Here is a 19,144-nt window from a genome sequence, read left to right as displayed (position 1 = left end):
TCATTGGGAACGCGCGGCGCCCAGCAGCTGGGAGTCGGCCACGTGCTCGCGCAATTGGGCCCGCACCGCGTCCAGCGTGGCGGCGTCCTGCCCGCGCTTGGGAATGATCACGCCCTGCAGCGTCCCCAGGATGACATACAGATGCTGCGGCGTTTCCTCGACCCGCCGCACGTCGACCCAGTCGATGCGCCCCGAGGCGTCGGCGATGCTGTCCTCGATGCCGTCGGCGCCGAAGACCAGCTGGTGACGTCCCAGGAACATCCCGTCCGGCCGCTTGGCCAGCATGCGGCGCGTGTTCATGCGCACCAGTCCCGGCAGCACGAACTCGTAGGCCAGCGCCAGCAGCGCCAGGATGCCCAGGCCGACCGCCAGCCCCTCGAAGTACACCGGCAGCAGCAGGCCCCAGTTCGGGCCATGCCCGTCCCAGGTCTGCCAGACCAGGTAGCCCAGCAGGACCACCACCATCAACACCGCGAAACGCAGGTGCGACAGGTAGCGGCGGCGGCGCAATTCGGGCCGCTTGTACACATAGGCCGCGAATTCGGCGTAGTCGTCGGCGGTCAGGTCGACCGCCATGGCGGCGGACGGCGGCGGGGACGAGGGCAACGACATCAGATGTCCAGCTCCGCCAGGTTGCCCTTCTCTTCGATCCAGGCGCGGCGCTGCGAGGACTCGCCCTTGCCCATCAGCATGTCGAACATGCGGGTGGTGTCTTCGGGGGTCTGGTCGCCATAGCCCACCGGCAGCAGCCGGCGCGTGTCCGGATTCATGGTGGTTTCCCACAGCTGCTCGGGATTCATTTCGCCCAGGCCCTTGAAGCGGCTGACCGCCCAGCTGCTTTCACGCGAGCCTTCCTTGCGCAGCTTGTCCTGCGCGGCTTCCAGCTCGCCTTCGTCAAGGCAGTAGATCTTGCGCGCCGGGCGCTTGCCCTGCGCCGGCACGTCCAGGCGGAACAGGGGCGGCTTGGCGACGTAGACGTGGCCGGCCTCGACCAGCTTGGGAAAGTGCTTGTAGAACAGCGTCAGCAGCAGCACCTGGATGTGCGAACCGTCGACGTCGGCATCGGACAGGATGCAGATGCGGCCGTAGCGCAGCCCCGACAGGTCGGGGGTGTCGCCCGGGCCGTGCGGATCGACGCCGATGGCGACCGAGATGTCGTGGATTTCGTTGTTGGCGAACAGGCGGTCGCGGTCGACTTCCCAGGAATTGAGCACTTTGCCGCGCAGCGGCAGGATGGCCTGGAATTCCTTGTCGCGGCCCATCTTGGCCGAGCCGCCGGCCGAATCGCCCTCGACCAGGAAAACCTCGGTGCGGGTGGCATCGCTGGATTCGCAGTCGGTCAGCTTGCCGGGCAGCACCGCCACGCCGGAACTCTTGCGCTTTTCGACCTTCTGCGCCGAACGCTGGCGCGCCTGCGCCTGGCGGATGGCGAGTTCGGCAAGCTTCTTGCCGTATTCGACATTGCTGTGCAGCCACAGGTCGAGCGCGCTCTTGGCGAACCCGCCCACCAGGCGCACGGCGTCGCGGCTGTTCAGGCGTTCCTTGATCTGGCCCTGGAATTGCGGGTCCAGCACCTTGGCAGACAGCACGAAACTGGCGCGCGCGAACACGTCCTCGGGCAGCAGCTTGACGCCCTTGGGCAGCAGGCTGTGCAGCTCGGCAAAGCCCTTGACCGCGCCGAACAGGCCTTCGCGCAGGCCCGACTCGTGGGTGCCGCCGGCCGGCGTCGGGATCAGGTTGACGTACGACTCGCGCACCGCGTTGCCGTCTTCGGTCCAGGCCACCACCCATTGGGCGCCCTCGCCTTCGGCGAAGGTTTCGTGGTCGGCGCCGGCGTACTGCTGGCCCTCGAAGAACGGCACCATCAGCTCGGCGCCCGCCAGCGCCTCGGACAGGTAGCCGCGCAGGCCGTCCTGGTACTGCCAGGTCTTGGTGTCGCCGGTCTTTTCGTTGACCAACGAGACCTTCACGCCCGGCAGCAGCACGGCCTTGCTGCGCAGCAGGTGGGTCAGCTCGCCCAGCGGGATATTGGGGCTGTCGAAATATTTGGCGTCGGGCCAGACCCGCACGCGGGTGCCGGATTTCTTGCGGCCGCCTTGGTCGTAGGGCGCCAGCGGTTCGGCAACGTCGCCGCCCTTGAACACCAGCCGGTTGACAGCGCCATCGCGCCACACCACCACTTCGAGGCGGGTGGCCAGGGCGTTGGTGACGGACACGCCGACGCCGTGCAGGCCGCCGGAAAAGGCGTAGGCGCCGCCGCCAGCCTTGTCGAACTTGCCGCCCGCGTGCAGCCGGGTGAAGACCAGCTCGACCACGGGGGCGTTTTCCTCGGGGTGCAGGCCGACGGGAATGCCGCGGCCGTCGTCCTCGACGGAGACGCTGCCATCGATGTGCAGCGTAACCAGGATCTGCTTGCCGTGGCCGGCCAGGGCCTCGTCCGCGGCGTTGTCTATGACTTCCTGCACGATGTGCAGGGGGTTTTCGGTGCGGGTGTACATGCCCGGGCGCTGCCGCACGGGCTCCAGCCCTTTCAGGACGCGGATGGACGCCTCGTTGTAACGTGGAGTGGCCAAGTTATCCCCAACATCTGTGGAAAAAAACCGACATTTTACGGATAAGCCCAGATTCTGCGCGGCTCCGGGTGGGATGCGCACGACCTGACCAGCTCCGAATTCGGTAGGATGACGATAGAGACACAGCCAGCGGATCCGGGTTCAATGCGCCGGATCGCGATAACTGCGCCGCGATATCCTACACAAAAGCGGTGAATACTGTTGTTATAAACAGTGGTATGCCTGTTGTTATTGACAGTGGTATGCTTTAATCCATTCCACAAACAAGAACAACGGCAAGGCGCGTCCCTTTTTACGCGCCTTTTGCTGCCGAACCGAGAAACACCATCATGAGCGACCAAATCAAGAACGTCAGTGACGCCAGCTTCGATGCCGATGTGTTGAAATCCGGCCAGCCGGTGCTGGTGGACTACTGGGCTGCCTGGTGTGGCCCCTGCAAGATGATCGCCCCGATCCTGGAAGAAGTCGCCACCGAATACGCCGGTCGCCTGACGATCGCCAAGCTCAACGTGGACGAGAACCAGGGCACCGCCGCCAAGTACGGCATCCGTGGCATCCCCACCCTCATGCTCTTTAAAGACGGCCAGGCTGCCGCCACCAAGGTTGGCGCGCTGTCGAAGTCGCAACTTACGGCATTCCTGGACGGCGCGTTGTAAACTGCGTGCTGTGAACGAACGCGCCGCCCTGGGGGCGGCGCGCATTCAATACCGCGCGAGCCCGTCCGTGGCGCGCCGCCAGAACCCTCCTTTACTTTTCCCCCAACACTCACCGCGATGCACCTCAACGAACTGAAGGCGCTGCATGTCTCGCAGCTGCTGGAAATGGCCGCTGGCCTGGAAATCGAGAACGCCAACCGCCTGCGCAAGCAGGAGCTGATGTTCGCCATCATGAAACGGCGCGCCAAGCAGGGCGAGCAGATCTTTGGCGACGGCGTGCTGGAAGTCCTGCCCGATGGCTTTGGTTTCCTGCGCTCGCCCGAGACCTCGTATCTGGCCAGCACGGACGATATCTACATCTCGCCGTCCCAGATCCGCCGCTTCAACCTGCACACCGGCGACTCGATCGAAGGCGAGGTGCGCACGCCCAAGGATGGCGAACGCTACTTCGCGCTGGTCAAGGTGGACAAGGTCAACGGCGTGGCGCCCGAGGCGATCAAGCATCGCATCATGTTCGAGAACCTGACGCCGCTGCATCCGAACCAGCCGCTGCGCCTGGAACGCGACATCAAGAGCGAGGAAAACCTCACCGGCCGTATCCTCGACGTCTTCGCCCCCATCGGCAAGGGCCAGCGCGGCCTGATCGTCGCCAGCCCCAAGTCCGGCAAGACGGTGATGATGCAGCACATCGCGCACGCCATCACCACCAACTACCCCGACGCGGTCATGATCGTCCTGCTGGTGGACGAGCGGCCCGAGGAAGTGACCGAAATGCAGCGCACCGTGCGCGGCGAAGTGGTCGCCTCGACCTTCGATGAGCCCGCCACCCGCCACGTGCAGGTCGCCGAAATGGTCATCGAAAAGGCCAAGCGTCTGGTCGAAATGAAGAAGGACGTGGTGATCCTGCTGGACTCGATCACCCGCCTGGCGCGCGCCTACAACACCGTGGTGCCGGCTTCCGGCAAGGTGCTGACCGGTGGTGTCGACGCCAACGCCCTGCAACGTCCCAAGCGCTTCTTCGGCGCCGCGCGCAACCTCGAAGAAGGCGGCTCGCTGACCATCCTGGGCACCGCGCTGATCGAGACCGGCAGCCGCATGGACGAAGTCATCTACGAAGAATTCAAGGGCACCGGCAACTCCGAAGTGCACCTGGAGCGTCGCCTGGCGGAAAAGCGCGTCTACCCGTCCATCAACCTGAACAAGTCGGGCACCCGCCGCGAAGAACTGCTGATCGCGCCGGACCTGCTGCAGAAGGTCTGGGTGCTGCGCAAGTTCATCCACGACATGGACGAAGTCCAGTCCATGGAATTCATCCTGGACAAGATGCGCGCCACCAAGACCAACGCCGAATTCTTCGACATGATGAAGAAGAAGTAAGCCGTCGCCGCCCGCATGCCGGGCGCACGCATCGATTTGGCGAGGATTGCCCCACGGCGGTCCTCGCCAAATGCTTTTTGGGGGTCTGTATCGCCATGCCAGCGATCGCTGGGGCAGCACTGATCAGTGCTCGATGAACTCTTCCAGGCTGCGCGGCTTGGGCGTCTGCTTGGGCGCCGGCTTGCCCGACGCGTCGATCGGGTCGATCTTGGGATCGTCCCAGCTGCCCGTCACGGCGTATTCCATGGTCATGGCGCGGGCCAGCGGCTGCTTGAGCACCCATTGGGTCACGAAGGCGCCCAGGCCGATCAGCGGATTGACCGCCAACGCCGTCACCATGGCTGCGCCACTGGCGTCGAGATTGGGAATCACGACCGCTTTCAGATCCCAACGCTCCTGCACGATGTTGACGCCCCCCGCCAGCACGATGGCCGCGACCGGGCCATTGATCTTGTAGCCCTCGGTATTCAGCGAACCATCGGCCAGCTTGATCTGGCCGCGCACGGTATCGAAAGGAAAGCCGTCGCGCAGCAGGTTGGTCGGATTCACGTCGAGCCGGGCCAGGCGCTGCAGCGACTGCAGCGACAGCAGCTCGAGCAGGCGCGCCGTACGCGAATTCACGTGCATGAAACGGCCCTTGTCCAGGCTGATCTCGGCGTCGCCCACCAGGTCGGCGATGTCATGGGTCCATGGCAGGTTGCGCCAGGTCGCCTTGCCCTTGATGCTGCCGGTCCCGCCGGACACGACCCGGTCAAAGCCGATACGATCCATGAAGCTGCCGACGTTCTCGAACTTGGCGGTGGCGTCCACCGTCAAGCCACGCTCCGGGCCTTCGAGGCGCCAGGCACCGGTCGCATTCAAGGCCGCGGCGTCATTGGTGATCGACAGTTTATCCAGGCGCCACTGGCGACCACGCTCCAGATTCGTGCCCAGCACCTGCAATTCGCCCAGGTTCTTGCCATAGAGGCGGAATTCCTTGGCCTGCAGGTCGATGGCGGGAATGTCCGACAGGTCGTTGCCCGAGGAAAGCGCCTTGTCGGCCTCGTTGGTGTCGTCGGCGCCGCCCAGCGCGAGATACTTGAAACGGGCGGTGATCTGGCCGGCGATCGCGCCGGACGCTTCGCGCCATGACAGCGAACCGGCTGCCTGGCGCGACTGGATGTCCACGCGCCATTGGGCCGGCGCCGGACGGGTGGCGTACAGGGTCAGGTCGTTCAGCGTGTAGCCGCTGGCGCGCAGCAGGCCCGCGCTCAGGCTGACGCGCTCGGCAACCGGCAGCAGCGGCCGGGCCGCCGCGCGCCCCTTGGCTGGCGGCGGGTTGAAGCCGTTGGACACGGCTTCCCAGGCGTCCATGTCCAGTTCCGGCAGGCTGGCGTTCAGGCTCAAGCCGCGTTCGGGCAGGCTGGCGGGACGCTCGATCCCGAGCGCGCCGCGGGTGAAGTATGACGGCGAGGCATCGGCCGGATCACGTTCGAAAAGCGCATTGAGATTGTCGCCCAGGCTGGCGGTGAGCCAGCGCCTGCCCTTGGCTCCCGGATCCTGCGCGGCCCCCCATTGCAACTTCAGGGGCCGGGCCAGCGACGCCGGCTTGCCCACGGGCGCCGGCATATCGATCGCCAGGCCGGTCAGATCGGACTCCACCGACAACTCGACCGAACCGCCGCGCTGGTAGCCGATCCGGCCCTTGTAGGCGGTCTTCCCGGTAAAACGGCCCATCGACGGCGTATTGCTGATCTGCGTCAGCCCGGATCCCGCCAGCACGCCCTCGAAACGCAAGGCATCGGTCGGTTGCGCCAGGCTGCCGCTGAGCTTGACCGGTCCGCCCAGGAACTGGGCGCGGATCTCCTTGGTGCGCACGCCCTTCTCCGAAAAATCCAGGTCGCCATGCATCTGGCTGAGCAAGGGCATTTCCGGCATGAAGGTGAAGGTGTTGTCGGCGAACTGGATCTTGCCTTCCACCTGCGTGTCGTCGGTGTTCATCAACGGCACTTTCAACTTGAGCGGCATGCGCCAGGTGCCGGTGCCGCGCGCCTCGTCCAGCGCGCCATCCAGCAACTGGCCCAGCGGCGAGCTTTCCGAGAGCGCCAGGTAGGCCGGCACCGGACCGCTGGTTTCACCATTGACGGTCAATTGCGCATTGTGTTCCATGTCGGGAATGGAGGCGGTCACCGCGCCCAGCGTCACGGTCTGGCCTGGGCCGGTATGCGCCAGCGCGCCGCCCGGACTGTCGAGCACCAGCCCAACCTTGTCGATGCGGAAGCTGCCCGACAGGTTCTCCAGCATCGGCCAGCCCTTGCGGTGAGGGCGCGCCGGCGCGTAGTCGACCTTGGCGCCGGAATAGGCGCCGGCGATGACGAACTCGCCGCTCGATCCGGCCGCCCCGAAGGGAAATTCGTCCAGGTCGCCCTTGAGCACGATCGACGCCGACTCCATCTGGCCGGCCGGCAGTCCGGTCGCGAGCCATTCGCGCGCGTCCGCGTTCACCTCCAGCGGCAGATAACGATGGATCGCGTTCATGGCGCCGCGCACTAGCGTGCCGCGCATGTCGACGCTACCCGCCGCGCTCTTGCCTTCCCTGCGCCACTGCCCCTGCAGGCGCACATCCAGATCGTCATTGGCGATCCGCAGTTGGGCCACGTCGATGAACCAGTCGTGTTCGCTGGTTCCCTTGATGCGGGCGTCCAGCGCCACCTCGTCGGCTCCCAGCTCGGGTTGTTCGAATATGCCCGGCAGCGCCACGCGCAATTGCTCGGCATGGCCAATGACCGAGAGGTTGGCCGCGCCGGAACTGCGCGCCAGCGGCACGCGCTCGCCGTCGATGAAATCGCCCGGCACGCCCTCGATACGGACTTGCGCATAGCCGGCGCGCACCGCGGTCGCACCAGGCGCCGCCGACCAGTCCACCCCCCGCGTGGCCACGTCGGCCGTGAGCGTGGTGAACTTGCCATGATCGAGCTGCAGCCAGGCGCGGGTGCTGATGCGTCCCTTGATCGGCGGCGGCGACAGCCAGGGCGCCCAGGCCAGGGGTTCGGCGTCATCCAGCGCGGCGTAGAGCTGCCCGCTCCAGTTGGCCGGGCTGGCGGCATTGGCCGAGAACAGGCTGCGATTGAATTCTCCGCGCAGGTCCACTTTGCGCGCCAACACCGGATCGCCGTCGGCGCGCAGCACGAAGCGATGCGACAGGCTGCCATTGCGCACCAGCAGATCGACGTTGTTCAGCACCAGATCCGGCGCCTGGCGCAATTCGTCCTGCCAGCGGATGCGGGCGCCACGGATCTGCACCTCGCGCTGCCCGGTCAGCCAGCGCAGCGCCGGATGATTCAGGTCCGACTGGTGATCGCTGGCATTCAGGTCGATGCCCTGCCCCGCCACCCACAGGCGGTTGGCGGCGTCGCGGCGCAAGGTGAGGTCCGGCTGCTCCACCCGCAGGCGCAGCAACGTGGGCGACAGGGTGAACAGGCTGCGCCAGGCCAGCACCGCCGACACCGAAGGCAGGCTCAGGACCGGCTCCGGCACGTCGTCATAGACTTGCACCGCGCTGAGTTCGAGCTTGGGGTTCAGGCCCTGCCAATCCGCCCGGATGGCCCCGATCGCGACGCGTGCGCCCAGCGCCTGGCTGGCGTAGGCTTCGATCTGGGGGCGCCATTGGTCCACGCGCGGCAAGACCCAATAGCGCACGCCCAGGAGCCCGATGGCCACGACGCCGTACACGGTCAGCGCCACCCAGAACAGGCAGCAGAACACTTTCTTTGAAACAGACACGGATCGGTGGGCAGGAGAATAGTCTTGCGGTATCGTCCCCACTTATACCTGAAACGCGTCCATTCGTCTCCCGTCCGATCGCCATGTCCATGCCCGCCCTGTTCGCCCCCGCCCTTGCCTGGTCCGGCCACCTGCGCCGCCGTCTCGATGCCCATCCGGACCTGGCCGCGTGGCTGGAAGACGCCGTACGGGAACCCGTCACGCGGGAACGGCTGGCGCACTGGCAGGCCGAGCTGGCCGGCCCCGGCGCGCCGGACATCCTGCCGGTGGAATTGTGCCGCCAGGTGCTGCGCAAATTGCGCGAGCGGGTCTTCAGCACGCTGATCGTGCGCGACCTGGCCGGCCAGGCGCCGCTCGAGGAAGTGGTGGGCGCGATGACGGCGCTGGCGGATGCCGCGGTGGCCGCCGCCTATCGCAGCGTGGCCGCCGAATTGGCCGAGGTGCACGGGGTGCCGCGCGACCCGGCCACCGGCCTGCCCCAGGAAATGCTGATCGTGGGCATGGGCAAGCTGGGCGGCGCCGAACTGAACGTGTCCTCCGACATCGACCTGATCATGCTGTACGGCGAGGAAGGCGACACCGATGGCCCGCGCCGCATCAGCCACCACGAGTTCTATGGCCGCCTGACGCGCCGCATGATGCCGGTGCTGTCCGAGGTCGACGCCAACGGCCAGGTGTTCCGCACCGACTTGCGCCTGCGTCCCGACGGCGACGCCGGTCCGCTGGCCTGGAGCCTGGACGCGCTGGAGCACTATCTGATCGGCCAGGGCCGCGAATGGGAACGCTACGCATGGCTCAAGGCGCGCCTGATGCCGGCGCAGGCGTTCGAGGGCAGCGACAGCGCCGCCCAGGCCCGTCAGCTGGAAAGCCTGCGCGTGCCCTTCGTCTACCGCAAGTATTTCGACTTCGACGCCTTGGCCGCCCTGCGCGCCCTGCGCGAGCGCATCCGCCAGGACTGGCAGCGGCGGGCTTCCGCCCGCAACGGCATCGACAGCGCCAACAATATCAAGCTGGGCGATGGCGGCATCCGCGAAATCGAATTCGTGGTGCAACTGGCGCAGTTGATCCGCGGCGGCCGCATGCCGGCACTGCAACAACGCGGACTGTTGCCCGCCCTGCACGCCGAATGCGTCGCCGGCCTGGTTCCGGCGCAAGACGCGCGCCGCCTGGAGGATGCCTACCGGTTCCTGCGGCGCACCGAACATGCGCTGCAATACCGGGAAGACGAACAGACCCATCTCCTGCCGGGCGACCCGGCGCTGCGCGCCGGATTGGCCGCCGCCCTCGGCATGAGCGCGCAGGATTTCGAAACCACGCTGGCAGCGCATCGCCAGTTCGTCTCGCAGACCTTCCGCAACGTGTTCCGCATGGTCGGCATGGACAAGGCGGACAGCGCCGATGCCACCGAAGAAACCACTGCGGACGAAAGCGACGAGCAATGCGAACTGGCCGAGCAGATCCGCCAGGCCTTCGGCGAGCAGGCCGACGACCTGCTGCGCCGCACCGAAACGCTGCTGGGCAGCCATCGCGTGCGCAGCCTGCCCGAAAGCAGCCGGCGCCGCATGGAAACGCTGTTGCCGGCCGCGCTGCGGGCCGCCCGCCAGACCGACGCGCCGCTGGACGCGGCGGTGCGCCTGTTCGACCTGATCGAGAAAATCGCCCAGCGCAGCGCCTATCTGGCCCTGCTGGCGGAATACCCCGACACCCTGGCGCGGGTCGCGCGCATGGTCGCGGCCAGCCCGTGGGCGGCCCAGTACCTGACGCAGCATCCGCTGCTGCTGGACAGCCTGATCGACTGGCGCACGCTGTTCGAACCGCTGGATTTCGCCCAGATCGCACGCCAGCTTTCCGCCGACCTCGACGCCTGCCGCCTGCCCGATGGCGATCCCGACATCGAGCGCCAGATGAACCTGATGCGCGACGTGCAGCGCCAGGCCAGCTTCCAGTTGCTGGCGCAGGACCTGGAGGACGAGCTGACGGTCGAAAAGCTCGCCGACCAGCTATCCGCGCTGGCCGACCTGCTGCTGACGGAAACCATCCGCCGCACCTGGCCGCTGGTGAACAAGGTCGCGGGCGCCGAACCGCGTTTCGCCGTGATCGCCTACGGCAAGCTGGGCGGCAAGGAACTGGGCTACGCCTCCGACCTGGACCTGGTGTTCCTGTATGACGATGCGCGCGAGGACGCCGCCGAGGTCTACGCCAAGCTGGGCCGCCGCATGACCTCCTGGCTGTCGACCATGACCTCGTCGGGCCGCCTGTATGAAGTCGATCTGCGCCTGCGCCCGGACGGCGACGCCGGGCTGCTGGCGGTATCGGTCGAAGCCTTCGAGCAGTACCAGCAAAAGCACGCCTGGGCCTGGGAACACCAGGCCCTGACCCGCGCCCGCTACGCATCCGGCGATGCCGCGGTCGGCCAGCGCTTCGAGCAGATCCGCGAAGCCATCCTGGTGATGCCGCGCGATACCGCCAAGCTGCGCGAGGAAGTGCTGGCGATGCGCCAGAAGATCAACGCCGGCCATCCGAACAGCACCGACCGGTTCGATCTCAAGCACGACGCCGGCGGCATGGTCGACGTGGAATTCGTGACCCAGTACCTGGTGCTGAGCCATGCCGGCACCCACCCGGTGCTGGTGCGCAACCTGGGCAACATCACCCTGCTGCGGCTGGCCGGCGAGGCCGGGCTGATCGATCCGGCATTGGCCGCGCGCGCGGGCGACGCCTACCGCACGCTGCGGCGCGTGCAGCACCAATTGCGCATGCAGGGGGTGGAAAAGGCGCGCGTGGCGCCGGACCAGTTGCAGGCCGAGCGCACGGCCGTGCGCGAACTGTGGGATGCGGTGCTGGGCTGAACAACGGGGGACGCCCCCCTCCGCTTGCCACGCGCCGCCCGCCGTCACGGCAACTCGGCGTAAAATAAGGGGTTTTCCGCCTCATTGCCCGCTTTGACCATGTCCGAATTCGTGCGCCCCAAACTCGACCTGCCCGTCGGCCGCAGCAAGGTGCTGTTGCACTCGTGCTGCGCGCCCTGTTCCGGCGAAGTCATGGAAGCCATGACGGCTTCCGGCATCGACTACGCGATCTACTTCTACAACCCGAACATCCATCCGGTCAAGGAATACGAGATCCGCAAGCAGGAGAACATCCGCTTCGCCGAGCAGCACGGCATCGAATTCATCGACGCCGACTACGATATGGACAACTGGTTCGAGCGCGTCAAGGGCATGGAAGACGCGCCCGAGCGCGGCGAGCGCTGCACCGCCTGCTTCGACATGCGCTTCGAGCGCACCGCGCTGTATGCCCACGAGCATGGCTTCGACACCATCACCAGCTCGCTCGGCATTTCGCGCTGGAAGGACATGAACCAGATCAACGGCTGCGGCGAACGCGCGGCCGCGCGCTACGACGACCTGGTCTACTGGACCTACAACTGGCGCAAGGGCGGCGGCTCGTCGCGCATGATCGAGATCAGCAAGCGCGAGAACTTCTACCAGCAGGAATACTGCGGCTGCGTCTATTCGCTGCGCGACACCAACCGCCATCGTCGCGCGCAGGGCCGCGAGCGCATCCACATCGGCGTGAAGTTCTACGGCAAGGAAGACCTGATCAACGCGGAAGAGCTTTAAGGCCTGCGTGGGTCCGCGCCGGCCCCGCCCGGCCGCTCAGTCCGGCTCGTCCGTCCGGCGTCCCTGGCGCCGGTATTCCGACGGCGACACCCCATAGCGATTGCGGAACGCGTGGCTGAAGCGCGCCGCGTCCGAGAACCCATGCCGGAAGGCGATCTCGCCGATCTGCCGCGCGGTCTGTGCGGCGTCGGCCAGCATGTCGCGGCAACGCTCCAGCCGCGCGCCGAGAATGAAGTCGGCCGGCGTGGTGGCCGCCTGCGCGAACAGGTTGTACAGATAACGCCGCGACACGCGCAGCGCCTCGGCCGCCGTGGCCGGCGACAGATCGGGGTCATGCAGGTTCTCGATCAGGTACTGCTGCACCCGCCGCAATTGCGCCTGCCGCAATTCAGCGGGGTCTTGCGCCCCGCCCCCGCCCGCCCGCTCACTGATGTCGAGCCCCATCATCTGCATCACCGCGTTGGCGGCGTCGCGCGCGGCGCTTTCGGACAGGTGCGCGTGTTCGCTCAGGGCCACCCGCAGCAGATCCATGGCCATCCGGCCGCAACCATGGCGGGCGCTGAAACTGCGCGCCACGGCGTTGCGCATGGCCGGCAGCCAGGCTTCGGACTGCTTGGCGGGCACTTGCATCACCAGGAAATGCGCATTGTCGTCGACATCGACCTCGTACGGCCGGGTGGTGTCGTAGATGCCCCATTCGCCCGGCATCAGCAAGGCGGTGCGCGCGGCCTGGCGGATTTCACTGCGGCCGTCGAGCTGCAGCGTCACCTTGTAGCCGGACGCTTCGGCCCGCTCGGCCAGCAGCCGGGTGCGCCGCACGCGCTGGGCCCCCGTGCGCATTTCGCAGATCTGCATCCATCCCAGCGCATCCACCGCCACGCTGCTGCGAAAGTGCTTGGGATCGGCGGCCGACACTTCCAGCGGCACGAACGTGTTGCTGATGTTTTCCTTCCAGCTGGCGCAATCCAGGAACTGCTGGGGCGCGCTGCGTACGAGGGGGGGTGACATGGCGACTCCGGCGCGCGGCATGGAACAAGTGGCGGTCTTCTTTCTATCACCGAGCCCCGGGCGCGGAGTATCGGTGACAACCCCTAGGGCGCAACCGCAATCCAGCATGCCGGGCACCCTCCGCGCCGGCGCTCCCGACAATGCGCGCCTCAGGGCTTGCGGGCGCTGCCATACGAATAGTTGGACAGGGCAAAACCCAGCGCCCCCAACTCACGCGCGAGGCCGTGGCGTACCGGCACCACATCGTCGTATCGGCGTGGCCGGGCCGCCGCCACCTCGTTTTCGGTGTACGGACGGAACCCGGCCGGCAGTTGCGCCGGGCTGAAGGTGTGGAGCAGCCAGTTCAGCACGTTCGCCAATTCGGCGTTGTTCAATTGTGAATAGGCGGCGCCCGGCACCCGGATGAGGTATTCGCGGCCCGCGGGCAGGTGCGTGAACGCGCCCACCGAATTGCGGAAATCGGGAATGCCGTGCGGTGTGCTGCCGCGCCCGTCGACCCGATGGCACCCTGCGCATTGCAGTATGTAGTCGGCGCGAGCGGCCTGCCACAGCGCACCCGCGCCGGCCGCGCCCGGGGCGTCTGGCGCCGCCGCGGGGACGGCATCGCCGGCGGCCGCGCCGAAGGACACGGCCGCCGCCCCGATGGCCATGGCACAGGCGAACGCAACCCCGGCGCCCCGCCGCCGCGCCCCGCCGCGAGCCCTTGCCGCCGCGACGTTCATGGCTTCTTCTTGGCCAACCCCACGATGACGGAGGTGGTGCAATGGAAGATGGACGATTCGTTCGACATGCACCAGTTGACGTCGTTGTGCAGGAACATCTGGTAGCCGGGCCGCTCGCGCTCGGCCGAGGCGCACATGCACTTGCCGCAGGCGGTCTTGCCGCAGCAGTCGTTGTAGCTGATGAGATAGTCCTTGCCATCGAGCGGGTTGTGGCAGGTTCCCACCCACGATACCGCCGACGGCGAGGTGCCCGGCGGGCATGAGGTCATGCTGCCACCGCAGCATGAGCACAGAAAGCCGTCCACCGCGCAATAGCGCCAGTAGTCGCAAGCGGTCTCGTCGGTCTGCGGCTTCTTGGCCGCCGCGGGCGCCGAGCGGGCCACCGGCAGCACCGGCACCAGGAAGGCGGTGCCGACCAGCACGCGGCCGATGCGGTTGAGCACGCTACGGCGCGAGGTGGTGTGGGCGACGGAGCGCGTGACGCGCTCGCCAAGCTTATCCAGCCAGAGCATTGCCGTTCTCCTTGCGTGAAACACGGGTTTCCTGCAGCGCGCTCCCGGCCAGGAATTCCTGTACCGAGGCCACGCCCAGCTCCTTGGCCGTGAACAGGCTTTCGAGCTGCTCGCGGGAATTGATCAGGCCCTTGGCGCGGATCACGCCGGACTCGTCGATCAGCACGGCATAAGGCAGCTTGCTGATCTGGAACTTCATGCCGAGTTCGGTCGACAGCAGGTAGGGAAAACGCTCCAGGCCGGCCTGGCGGTAGAACGCCAGGTGCTCGGGCATCTCGCCGTCGCTGGCCAGCACGATGCGCAGCCAGGCGTTCTCGGTGCTCGCCACGGACTTCAGGATGGGCAACAGCTTCTTGCACACCGGGCAGGTCGGCGACAGGAAGAACAGCAACTGGCTGTGCTGGCCGCGTTCGCCGATGGTCAGGCGCCGCCCCAGCAGGTCGGCCAGCTCGAACCGCGGCGCGGCCTCGCCCACCGCCGGCCCCTTGTCCATGGTCAGGGCCCCCATCGGCGCCACCCGTTCGTACAGCACGCCGATCTGGCGCGACAGCGCCAGGATGACCAGCAGCAGGCAGAGCACCACGCCCCACAGCAGAAAATTGGAAATGATCAAGGCTTCCATATCGTGTCTCTCCGTTGTTCCTAGATGTGCAGCTGCCGCAGCTTCAGGTGCGAGGCCAGCAGGTGATTGGCGGTGAAGTAAAGGGCCACGGCGCTCATCGCCAGGCCGAACACCGAGGCGGCGTCGGCCCACTGCAGGCTGCGCGACGCGCCCTGCGCCGCGGCGAAAACCGGCAGCGTCCACAACGCCAGCAAGGCGTTGCGCGGCACCATCCACCACGACAGGCCGGCGCCGCGCGCCGCCGCGCCGCGCATGGCGGGACCGCCGCAGCCGCAATCGATGTCGCGGCGGCCGCGTGCCAGGTTCACCGCCACGCCGACGGTGGCCAGCGCCAGCACCAGCAGCGCCAGCGCCGCCCCCGGCGAACGCAGGCCGGGCGCCAGCAGCAAGGCGCCAGCCAGCGCTTCGGCGAGCACATAGCCCCAGGCAAACAGGCCACCGAACGCTGCCGGCACGATCTCATAGGCCTGCACGGCGGCGGCAAACGCGGCCATGTCCTTGAGCTTTTCCAATGCCCCCAACAGCAGCACGCAGGCCAGCGCGGCGCTGGCGGCATAGAGCAGGACGGGATCGGTCATGGCGTGCCTCCCGGTTGCGGTTCGACCTGCAAGGCGGTTTCACCGGCGCCCTGGATGGTGCCCTTGAACACCGGCGCGGCCGGCGCCGCATCGTAGACGTTGACGTTGCCGCCGTCGATGGTGAACAGGCGCGGCTTGTCGTCCTGCGACACCGACATCGACAACGCGTTCTTGCCCGGGATGCGCGCCAATCGCTTGTGCGTGGCCAGGTCGTAGACCCAGATCTCGGCCGCCGGCGTCTTGTGCGACCCCTCGGCGCCATTCGGATGCATGCCCACGTACAGCCGCTTGCTGGCGCGGTTCACCGCCAGCAGGTTGTAGCCGCCGGGGCGCCAGCCGCGATCCTTGCCGGAAGCATCCAGCAGCGACCAGCGCTCGCCGAAGCGGGCCTCGGCGCCGCTGAAGTCGGCGCTGTAGACGTTGCCGTTGTACGAGACGAAATAGAAGGTGTCGCCCAACCGGTCGGTATGGGTGAAGATCGGGTCCTTCTCCACCTCGAACATCGGCTTGCTGCGCTGCTGGCCGGATGGCTTGCCGGCGGCATCAAGGTCGACCGTGACGAAAGAGCCGTCGCCGCAGATGCTGGCGAAGCTGCGCGGCCGCGATGGCGGCACGATGATGCTCCAGCAGCCCGCCGCCGCGGTCACTTCGTCGGTGAACTTGCGCGTCTTCAGGTCGACCACCGTCACCGACGACGCGGGCGTGGCGTTCTGCACGAACAGCAGGCCGCCGTCCGAACTCTGCTGCAGGTAATTGCGATAATTCAACGCCTGCGCGCGCTTCTCCGGGATGGGCACCTCGTACTTGGGCGTCAACGTCTCGGCATCCCAGGCCTCGACCACGTCGGTGCGCTTGCCCCGATTCAGGCGCTCGTAGTAGGTGGTCATGATGTAGATGTCCTTGCCGTCCGCGGACACCGTCATGTGGCCGTTGAACGACGAAGGCACCAGCCCCAGGAATTTCATCGTATCGCCGTCATAGATGTTGATGCGGCTGTCGACCAGGTGGTTGAACACCGCATCCATCACGTACAACCGATGCGGCGTGGCCGGCGGCAGGCGCGTGCCGCCCTTGAGTTCCTCGACCGGCAGGTCGGCGCGGGCAAGCCCGGCCGCGGCGGCCAGCGCCGCGCACAGCGCCCACTTGCCGGCCCGCCCGGCGCTGCCCTTGGCACAAAGCGCAATCATTGGCTTTCTCCTGGTGTCATGTCCATTGCTCCTAGAAGGCGTAGACGTAGCGCATCTGCACGCCCCGCATGCGCGGGCCGTTCTCGACCTTCAGGTCGTGGATGTACTGCATCTGGATCTGGTTGGCGTCGTTGATCTGGTGGGTAAGCTCCAGCGCCAGCTGGTGGTTGCGCGCGCGGCTGGTCACGGTTTCGCCGCTGGAGCGTTCGCGCCCGCCGGTCTCATAGCGGTAGCGTATGCCCGTATAGGTGTCGGGCGTGAGGTTGGTGGAAGCCAGCGCAAAGAAGCGGAAGGACGGGTCCTTCTTGAGCGTCTGGCTCATCCAGTCGGTGTTGCGTCCGTAGATTTCCACTTCGGCGATGGCCTCGAGGAAGGTGGACTCGCCCACGCCCTTGACGAACGAAAAGTCCTGGACCGTGGACCAGCGATTCTTGCCTGGCGAGGTGTCGGGGCGCGAACCGTCGTAGCGGCCAAGCGGCACCACCACGAAGGGTTCCCAGGCGAACCAGGTCTTGGTCTGCTCATTGTTGTAAAGCCAGATCGCGGAACCCAGGGTAACGTCGCCGATACCGGTCTGGCGATCGCGCGAGGCGCCCGGCATCTCCATGGTGGTGCGCGACATCGGCACGATGAACTCCAACTGCACGGTCTTGCCGAACAGTTCGCGATAGTGCATCTGGCGGTAGATCAGCGCGTCCACGTCCACCGAGGCGCCGTCGACGCGCTTGCCGGCCGAGTACAGCCCGGACGAACGCAGTCCGGACAGGTAGCCGGCGATGATATTGGTGCCCACCGGCGCGGGTATCCAGTCGCGCGCGCTGGGATCTCCGGCCCATGCCGTCTGCGCCATCGCCAGGCACGCCAGCAGCAATGCTGTGCGCGCCCGGGCCCGGCAAATGGTCTTGCCTGCCATGCACTTCCCCTTGGTTGCGCGGCCTGCGCGCGCCGGTATCTCCCGGCTTGTCCCGCGCGGCCGTCAGTCTAGTAAGCGATACAAACGGACTTCTTCTCCAGGTACAGATCGAGGACGGCGCGGCCATGTTCACGGCCGACACCGGACTGCTTGAAACCTCCGAACGGCATGTTCGGGTCCAGCATGTTGTGGGTGTTGATCCAGAGCGTGCCCGCGTCGATGCGCGGAATCAGCCGCTGGACCCGCGCCAGGTCGTTGCTCCAGAGACTGGCGCCCAGCCCGAACGCGCTGTCGTTGGCCAGCCTCACGGCGTCGTCCAGCGTGTCGAAGGACTGGGCCACCACCACCGGCCCGAAGATCTCCTCGCGGGCGATGCGGGCGTCCTGCGGCAGATCCGCGAACACGGTCGGCCGCACGAAATAGCCGCCGCCCTTGCCCGCCTCGCCGCCGGCCAGCACCTTGCCGCCTTCGGCGCGGCCGATACCGATGTAGTCCATCACCCGTTGCTGGTGGCGGGCCGACACCAGCGGACCGACCTGCGTATCCGGGGCAAAGCCGGAACCCAGCTTCATGCCGCTGGCCAGGTCGGCCAGCCGCTCCACCACCTTGCCGTACAAGCCTTTCTGCACATACAAGCGCGAGCCGGCGGTACAGACCTGTCCCTGGTTGAAAAAGATCGCGGCGGCGGCTCCCTGTGCCGCCACATCCGCATCGCAGTCATCGAGCACGATGACGGGCGATTTGCCGCCCAACTCCAGCGAGACGCGCTTCATGTCGTCCATGGCGGCGCGGCCGATGAGCTTGCCGACTTCGGTGGAGCCGGTGAAGGCGATCTTGTCCACGCCGGGATGCGCAACCAGCGCCGCGCCAGCGGTCTCGCCACGGCCGGTCACCACGTTGACCACGCCCGGCGGGACCCCCGCCTCCAGCACCAGTTCGGCCAGGCGCAAGGCGGTCAGCGGGGTTTCCTCGGCCGGCTTGAGCACCACCGTGCAACCGGCGGCCAGTGCCGGCGCGATCTTCCAGATCGCCATCAGCAGCGGAAAATTCCACGGAATGATCGCGGCCACCACGCCCACCGGCTGCGGCAGTGTGTAGGCGCTGTACTTCACCCCGGGCGGGAACGGGATCGACAGGGCCAGCGTGTCGCCGGTCAGCTTGGTGGCCCAACCCGCCATGTAGCGCAGCCATTGGGCGCCGGAGCCGACCTCCAGGCCCTGCGCCACGCCCAGCAGCTTGCCGTTGTTCAGGGTCTCCAGGCGCGCCAGTTCCTCGCCATGGCGTTCCACCAGGTCCGCCAGGTTCAGCAGCAGGCGCTCGCGTCCGGCCGGCAGCATCTCGTGCCAAGGGCCACCGGCGAACGCCCGGCGCGCGGCCTGCACCGCCAGGTCGACCTGCGCCGCGCCAGCGTCCAGCTGCATGGCGATGATCTCGCCGGTTGCCGGATCGTGGACGGGAATGGGATCGCCCTGCCCCTCGCGCAGCGGCTTGCCGTCGACGATCATGTATTCCCGGATGGCGGCCAATTCCGGACGGCCGGTGGCGGAAACGCTGGCGGAGGGGCGGGCGGACGACATGCGAAAGCTCCAACGGATAGTGTCGGGCCAGCAT

At 67.1% G+C, this 19,144-nt stretch carries 15 protein-coding genes; 4 read left to right on the top strand and 11 right to left on the bottom strand.

The features are described from left to right. The gene (locus AC6CR5_RS00200) at positions 1-612 is read right to left on the bottom strand and encodes a YcxB family protein (RefSeq protein WP_020926907.1); all 612 of its coding nucleotides are present in this window, start codon (positions 610-612) and stop codon (positions 1-3) included. Further along, positions 612-2,573 carry a DNA topoisomerase IV subunit B gene (parE, locus tag AC6CR5_RS00195; RefSeq protein ID WP_026383474.1) on the bottom strand — a complete coding sequence of 654 codons (1,962 nt, stop codon included), beginning with the start codon at positions 2,571-2,573 and terminating at the stop codon, positions 612-614. The genes AC6CR5_RS00200 and parE overlap by 1 nt, the downstream gene beginning before the upstream one ends. Positions 2,574-2,902: 329 nt before the next feature. Here parE and trxA point away from each other — a divergent pair, with 329 nt between their 5' ends. After that, positions 2,903-3,229: a thioredoxin TrxA gene (gene trxA / locus AC6CR5_RS00190; protein WP_006387817.1), complete on the top strand. Its 327-nt coding sequence runs from the start codon at positions 2,903-2,905 to the stop codon at positions 3,227-3,229. A gap of 117 nt (positions 3,230-3,346) precedes the next feature. Next, positions 3,347-4,606, top strand: coding sequence for a transcription termination factor Rho (gene rho / locus AC6CR5_RS00185; protein ID WP_006387816.1), 1,260 nt, complete (start codon positions 3,347-3,349; stop codon positions 4,604-4,606). 123 nt (positions 4,607-4,729) lie between these two features. Here rho and AC6CR5_RS00180 read toward each other — a convergent pair whose 3' ends face one another. Beyond that, the gene (locus AC6CR5_RS00180; RefSeq protein WP_024068332.1) at positions 4,730-8,368 is read right to left on the bottom strand and encodes a YhdP family protein; all 3,639 of its coding nucleotides are present in this window, start codon (positions 8,366-8,368) and stop codon (positions 4,730-4,732) included. 83 nt (positions 8,369-8,451) lie between these two features. On the opposite strand from AC6CR5_RS00180, the gene glnE reads away from it, so the two are divergent. After that, positions 8,452-11,217: a bifunctional [glutamate--ammonia ligase]-adenylyl-L-tyrosine phosphorylase/[glutamate--ammonia-ligase] adenylyltransferase gene (gene glnE, locus AC6CR5_RS00175; protein WP_498085140.1), complete on the top strand. Its 2,766-nt coding sequence runs from the start codon at positions 8,452-8,454 to the stop codon at positions 11,215-11,217. Positions 11,218-11,316: 99 nt separating this feature from the next. Next, positions 11,317-11,991 (top strand): epoxyqueuosine reductase QueH, encoded by a 675-nt coding sequence (locus AC6CR5_RS00170; RefSeq protein ID WP_006387813.1) that lies wholly within the window; start codon positions 11,317-11,319, stop codon positions 11,989-11,991. 36 nt (positions 11,992-12,027) lie between these two features. On the opposite strand, the gene AC6CR5_RS00165 is transcribed toward AC6CR5_RS00170, so the two are convergent. The 8 genes from AC6CR5_RS00165 to AC6CR5_RS00130 form a co-directional block, all read right to left on the bottom strand. Further along, complete coding sequence (locus tag AC6CR5_RS00165; protein WP_006387812.1) at positions 12,028-12,999, bottom strand: AraC-like ligand-binding domain-containing protein; 972 nt, start codon at positions 12,997-12,999, stop codon at positions 12,028-12,030. A gap of 149 nt (positions 13,000-13,148) precedes the next feature. Then, positions 13,149-13,721, bottom strand: a complete 573-nt coding sequence (locus AC6CR5_RS00160) for a c-type cytochrome (RefSeq protein WP_498085139.1) — start codon at positions 13,719-13,721, stop codon at positions 13,149-13,151. Continuing rightward, positions 13,718-14,233 (bottom strand): methylamine dehydrogenase light chain, encoded by a 516-nt coding sequence (locus AC6CR5_RS00155; RefSeq protein ID WP_026384885.1) that lies wholly within the window; start codon positions 14,231-14,233, stop codon positions 13,718-13,720. The genes AC6CR5_RS00160 and AC6CR5_RS00155 overlap by 4 nt, the downstream gene beginning before the upstream one ends. Next, positions 14,217-14,855, bottom strand: a complete 639-nt coding sequence (gene mauD / locus AC6CR5_RS00150; protein ID WP_020926902.1) for a methylamine dehydrogenase accessory protein MauD — start codon at positions 14,853-14,855, stop codon at positions 14,217-14,219. The genes AC6CR5_RS00155 and mauD overlap by 17 nt, the downstream gene beginning before the upstream one ends. Before the next feature lie 20 nt (positions 14,856-14,875). Beyond that, on the bottom strand, positions 14,876-15,433 hold the full coding sequence (locus AC6CR5_RS00145) for a MauE/DoxX family redox-associated membrane protein (protein ID WP_026384883.1): 558 nt from the start codon (positions 15,431-15,433) through the stop codon (positions 14,876-14,878). Further along, entirely contained in the window at positions 15,430-16,620 is a 1,191-nt protein-coding gene (locus AC6CR5_RS00140) for an amine dehydrogenase large subunit (RefSeq protein ID WP_026384882.1), read from the bottom strand. Before AC6CR5_RS00140 ends, AC6CR5_RS00145 begins: the two co-directional genes overlap by 4 nt. A gap of 31 nt (positions 16,621-16,651) precedes the next feature. Then, entirely contained in the window at positions 16,652-17,533 is an 882-nt protein-coding gene (locus AC6CR5_RS00135) for a transporter (protein ID WP_024068328.1), read from the bottom strand. 68 nt (positions 17,534-17,601) lie between these two features. Then, complete coding sequence (locus tag AC6CR5_RS00130) at positions 17,602-19,110, bottom strand: aldehyde dehydrogenase family protein (RefSeq protein WP_238920871.1); 1,509 nt, start codon at positions 19,108-19,110, stop codon at positions 17,602-17,604. Positions 19,111-19,144 lie beyond the last annotated feature (34 nt).

Source organism: Achromobacter sp. EG18 (genome assembly GCF_059759395.1).
The sequence above is the reverse complement of the archived record's forward strand: the minus strand, read 5'-3'. Positions and strand labels throughout refer to the sequence as shown.

Bases quoted from the DNA above. Each gene is read 5' to 3' on its own strand.
- AC6CR5_RS00140 (WP_026384882.1), bottom strand. From the start codon at position 16,620: ATGATTGCGCTTTGTGCCAAGGGCAGCGCCGGGCGGGCCGGCAAGTGG.
- AC6CR5_RS00155 (WP_026384885.1), bottom strand. From the start codon at position 14,233: ATGCTCTGGCTGGATAAGCTTGGCGAGCGCGTCACGCGCTCCGTCGCC.
- AC6CR5_RS00135 (WP_024068328.1), bottom strand. From the start codon at position 17,533: ATGGCAGGCAAGACCATTTGCCGGGCCCGGGCGCGCACAGCATTGCTG.
- AC6CR5_RS00160 (WP_498085139.1), bottom strand. From the start codon at position 13,721: ATGAACGTCGCGGCGGCAAGGGCTCGCGGCGGGGCGCGGCGGCGGGGC.
- AC6CR5_RS00200 (WP_020926907.1), bottom strand. From the start codon at position 612: ATGTCGTTGCCCTCGTCCCCGCCGCCGTCCGCCGCCATGGCGGTCGAC.
- rho (WP_006387816.1), top strand. From the start codon at position 3,347: ATGCACCTCAACGAACTGAAGGCGCTGCATGTCTCGCAGCTGCTGGAA.
- AC6CR5_RS00165 (WP_006387812.1), bottom strand. From the start codon at position 12,999: ATGTCACCCCCCCTCGTACGCAGCGCGCCCCAGCAGTTCCTGGATTGC.
- glnE (WP_498085140.1), top strand. From the start codon at position 8,452: ATGTCCATGCCCGCCCTGTTCGCCCCCGCCCTTGCCTGGTCCGGCCAC.
- mauD (WP_020926902.1), bottom strand. From the start codon at position 14,855: ATGGAAGCCTTGATCATTTCCAATTTTCTGCTGTGGGGCGTGGTGCTC.
- AC6CR5_RS00170 (WP_006387813.1), top strand. From the start codon at position 11,317: ATGTCCGAATTCGTGCGCCCCAAACTCGACCTGCCCGTCGGCCGCAGC.
- AC6CR5_RS00130 (WP_238920871.1), bottom strand. From the start codon at position 19,110: ATGTCGTCCGCCCGCCCCTCCGCCAGCGTTTCCGCCACCGGCCGTCCG.
- AC6CR5_RS00145 (WP_026384883.1), bottom strand. From the start codon at position 15,433: ATGACCGATCCCGTCCTGCTCTATGCCGCCAGCGCCGCGCTGGCCTGC.
- trxA (WP_006387817.1), top strand. From the start codon at position 2,903: ATGAGCGACCAAATCAAGAACGTCAGTGACGCCAGCTTCGATGCCGAT.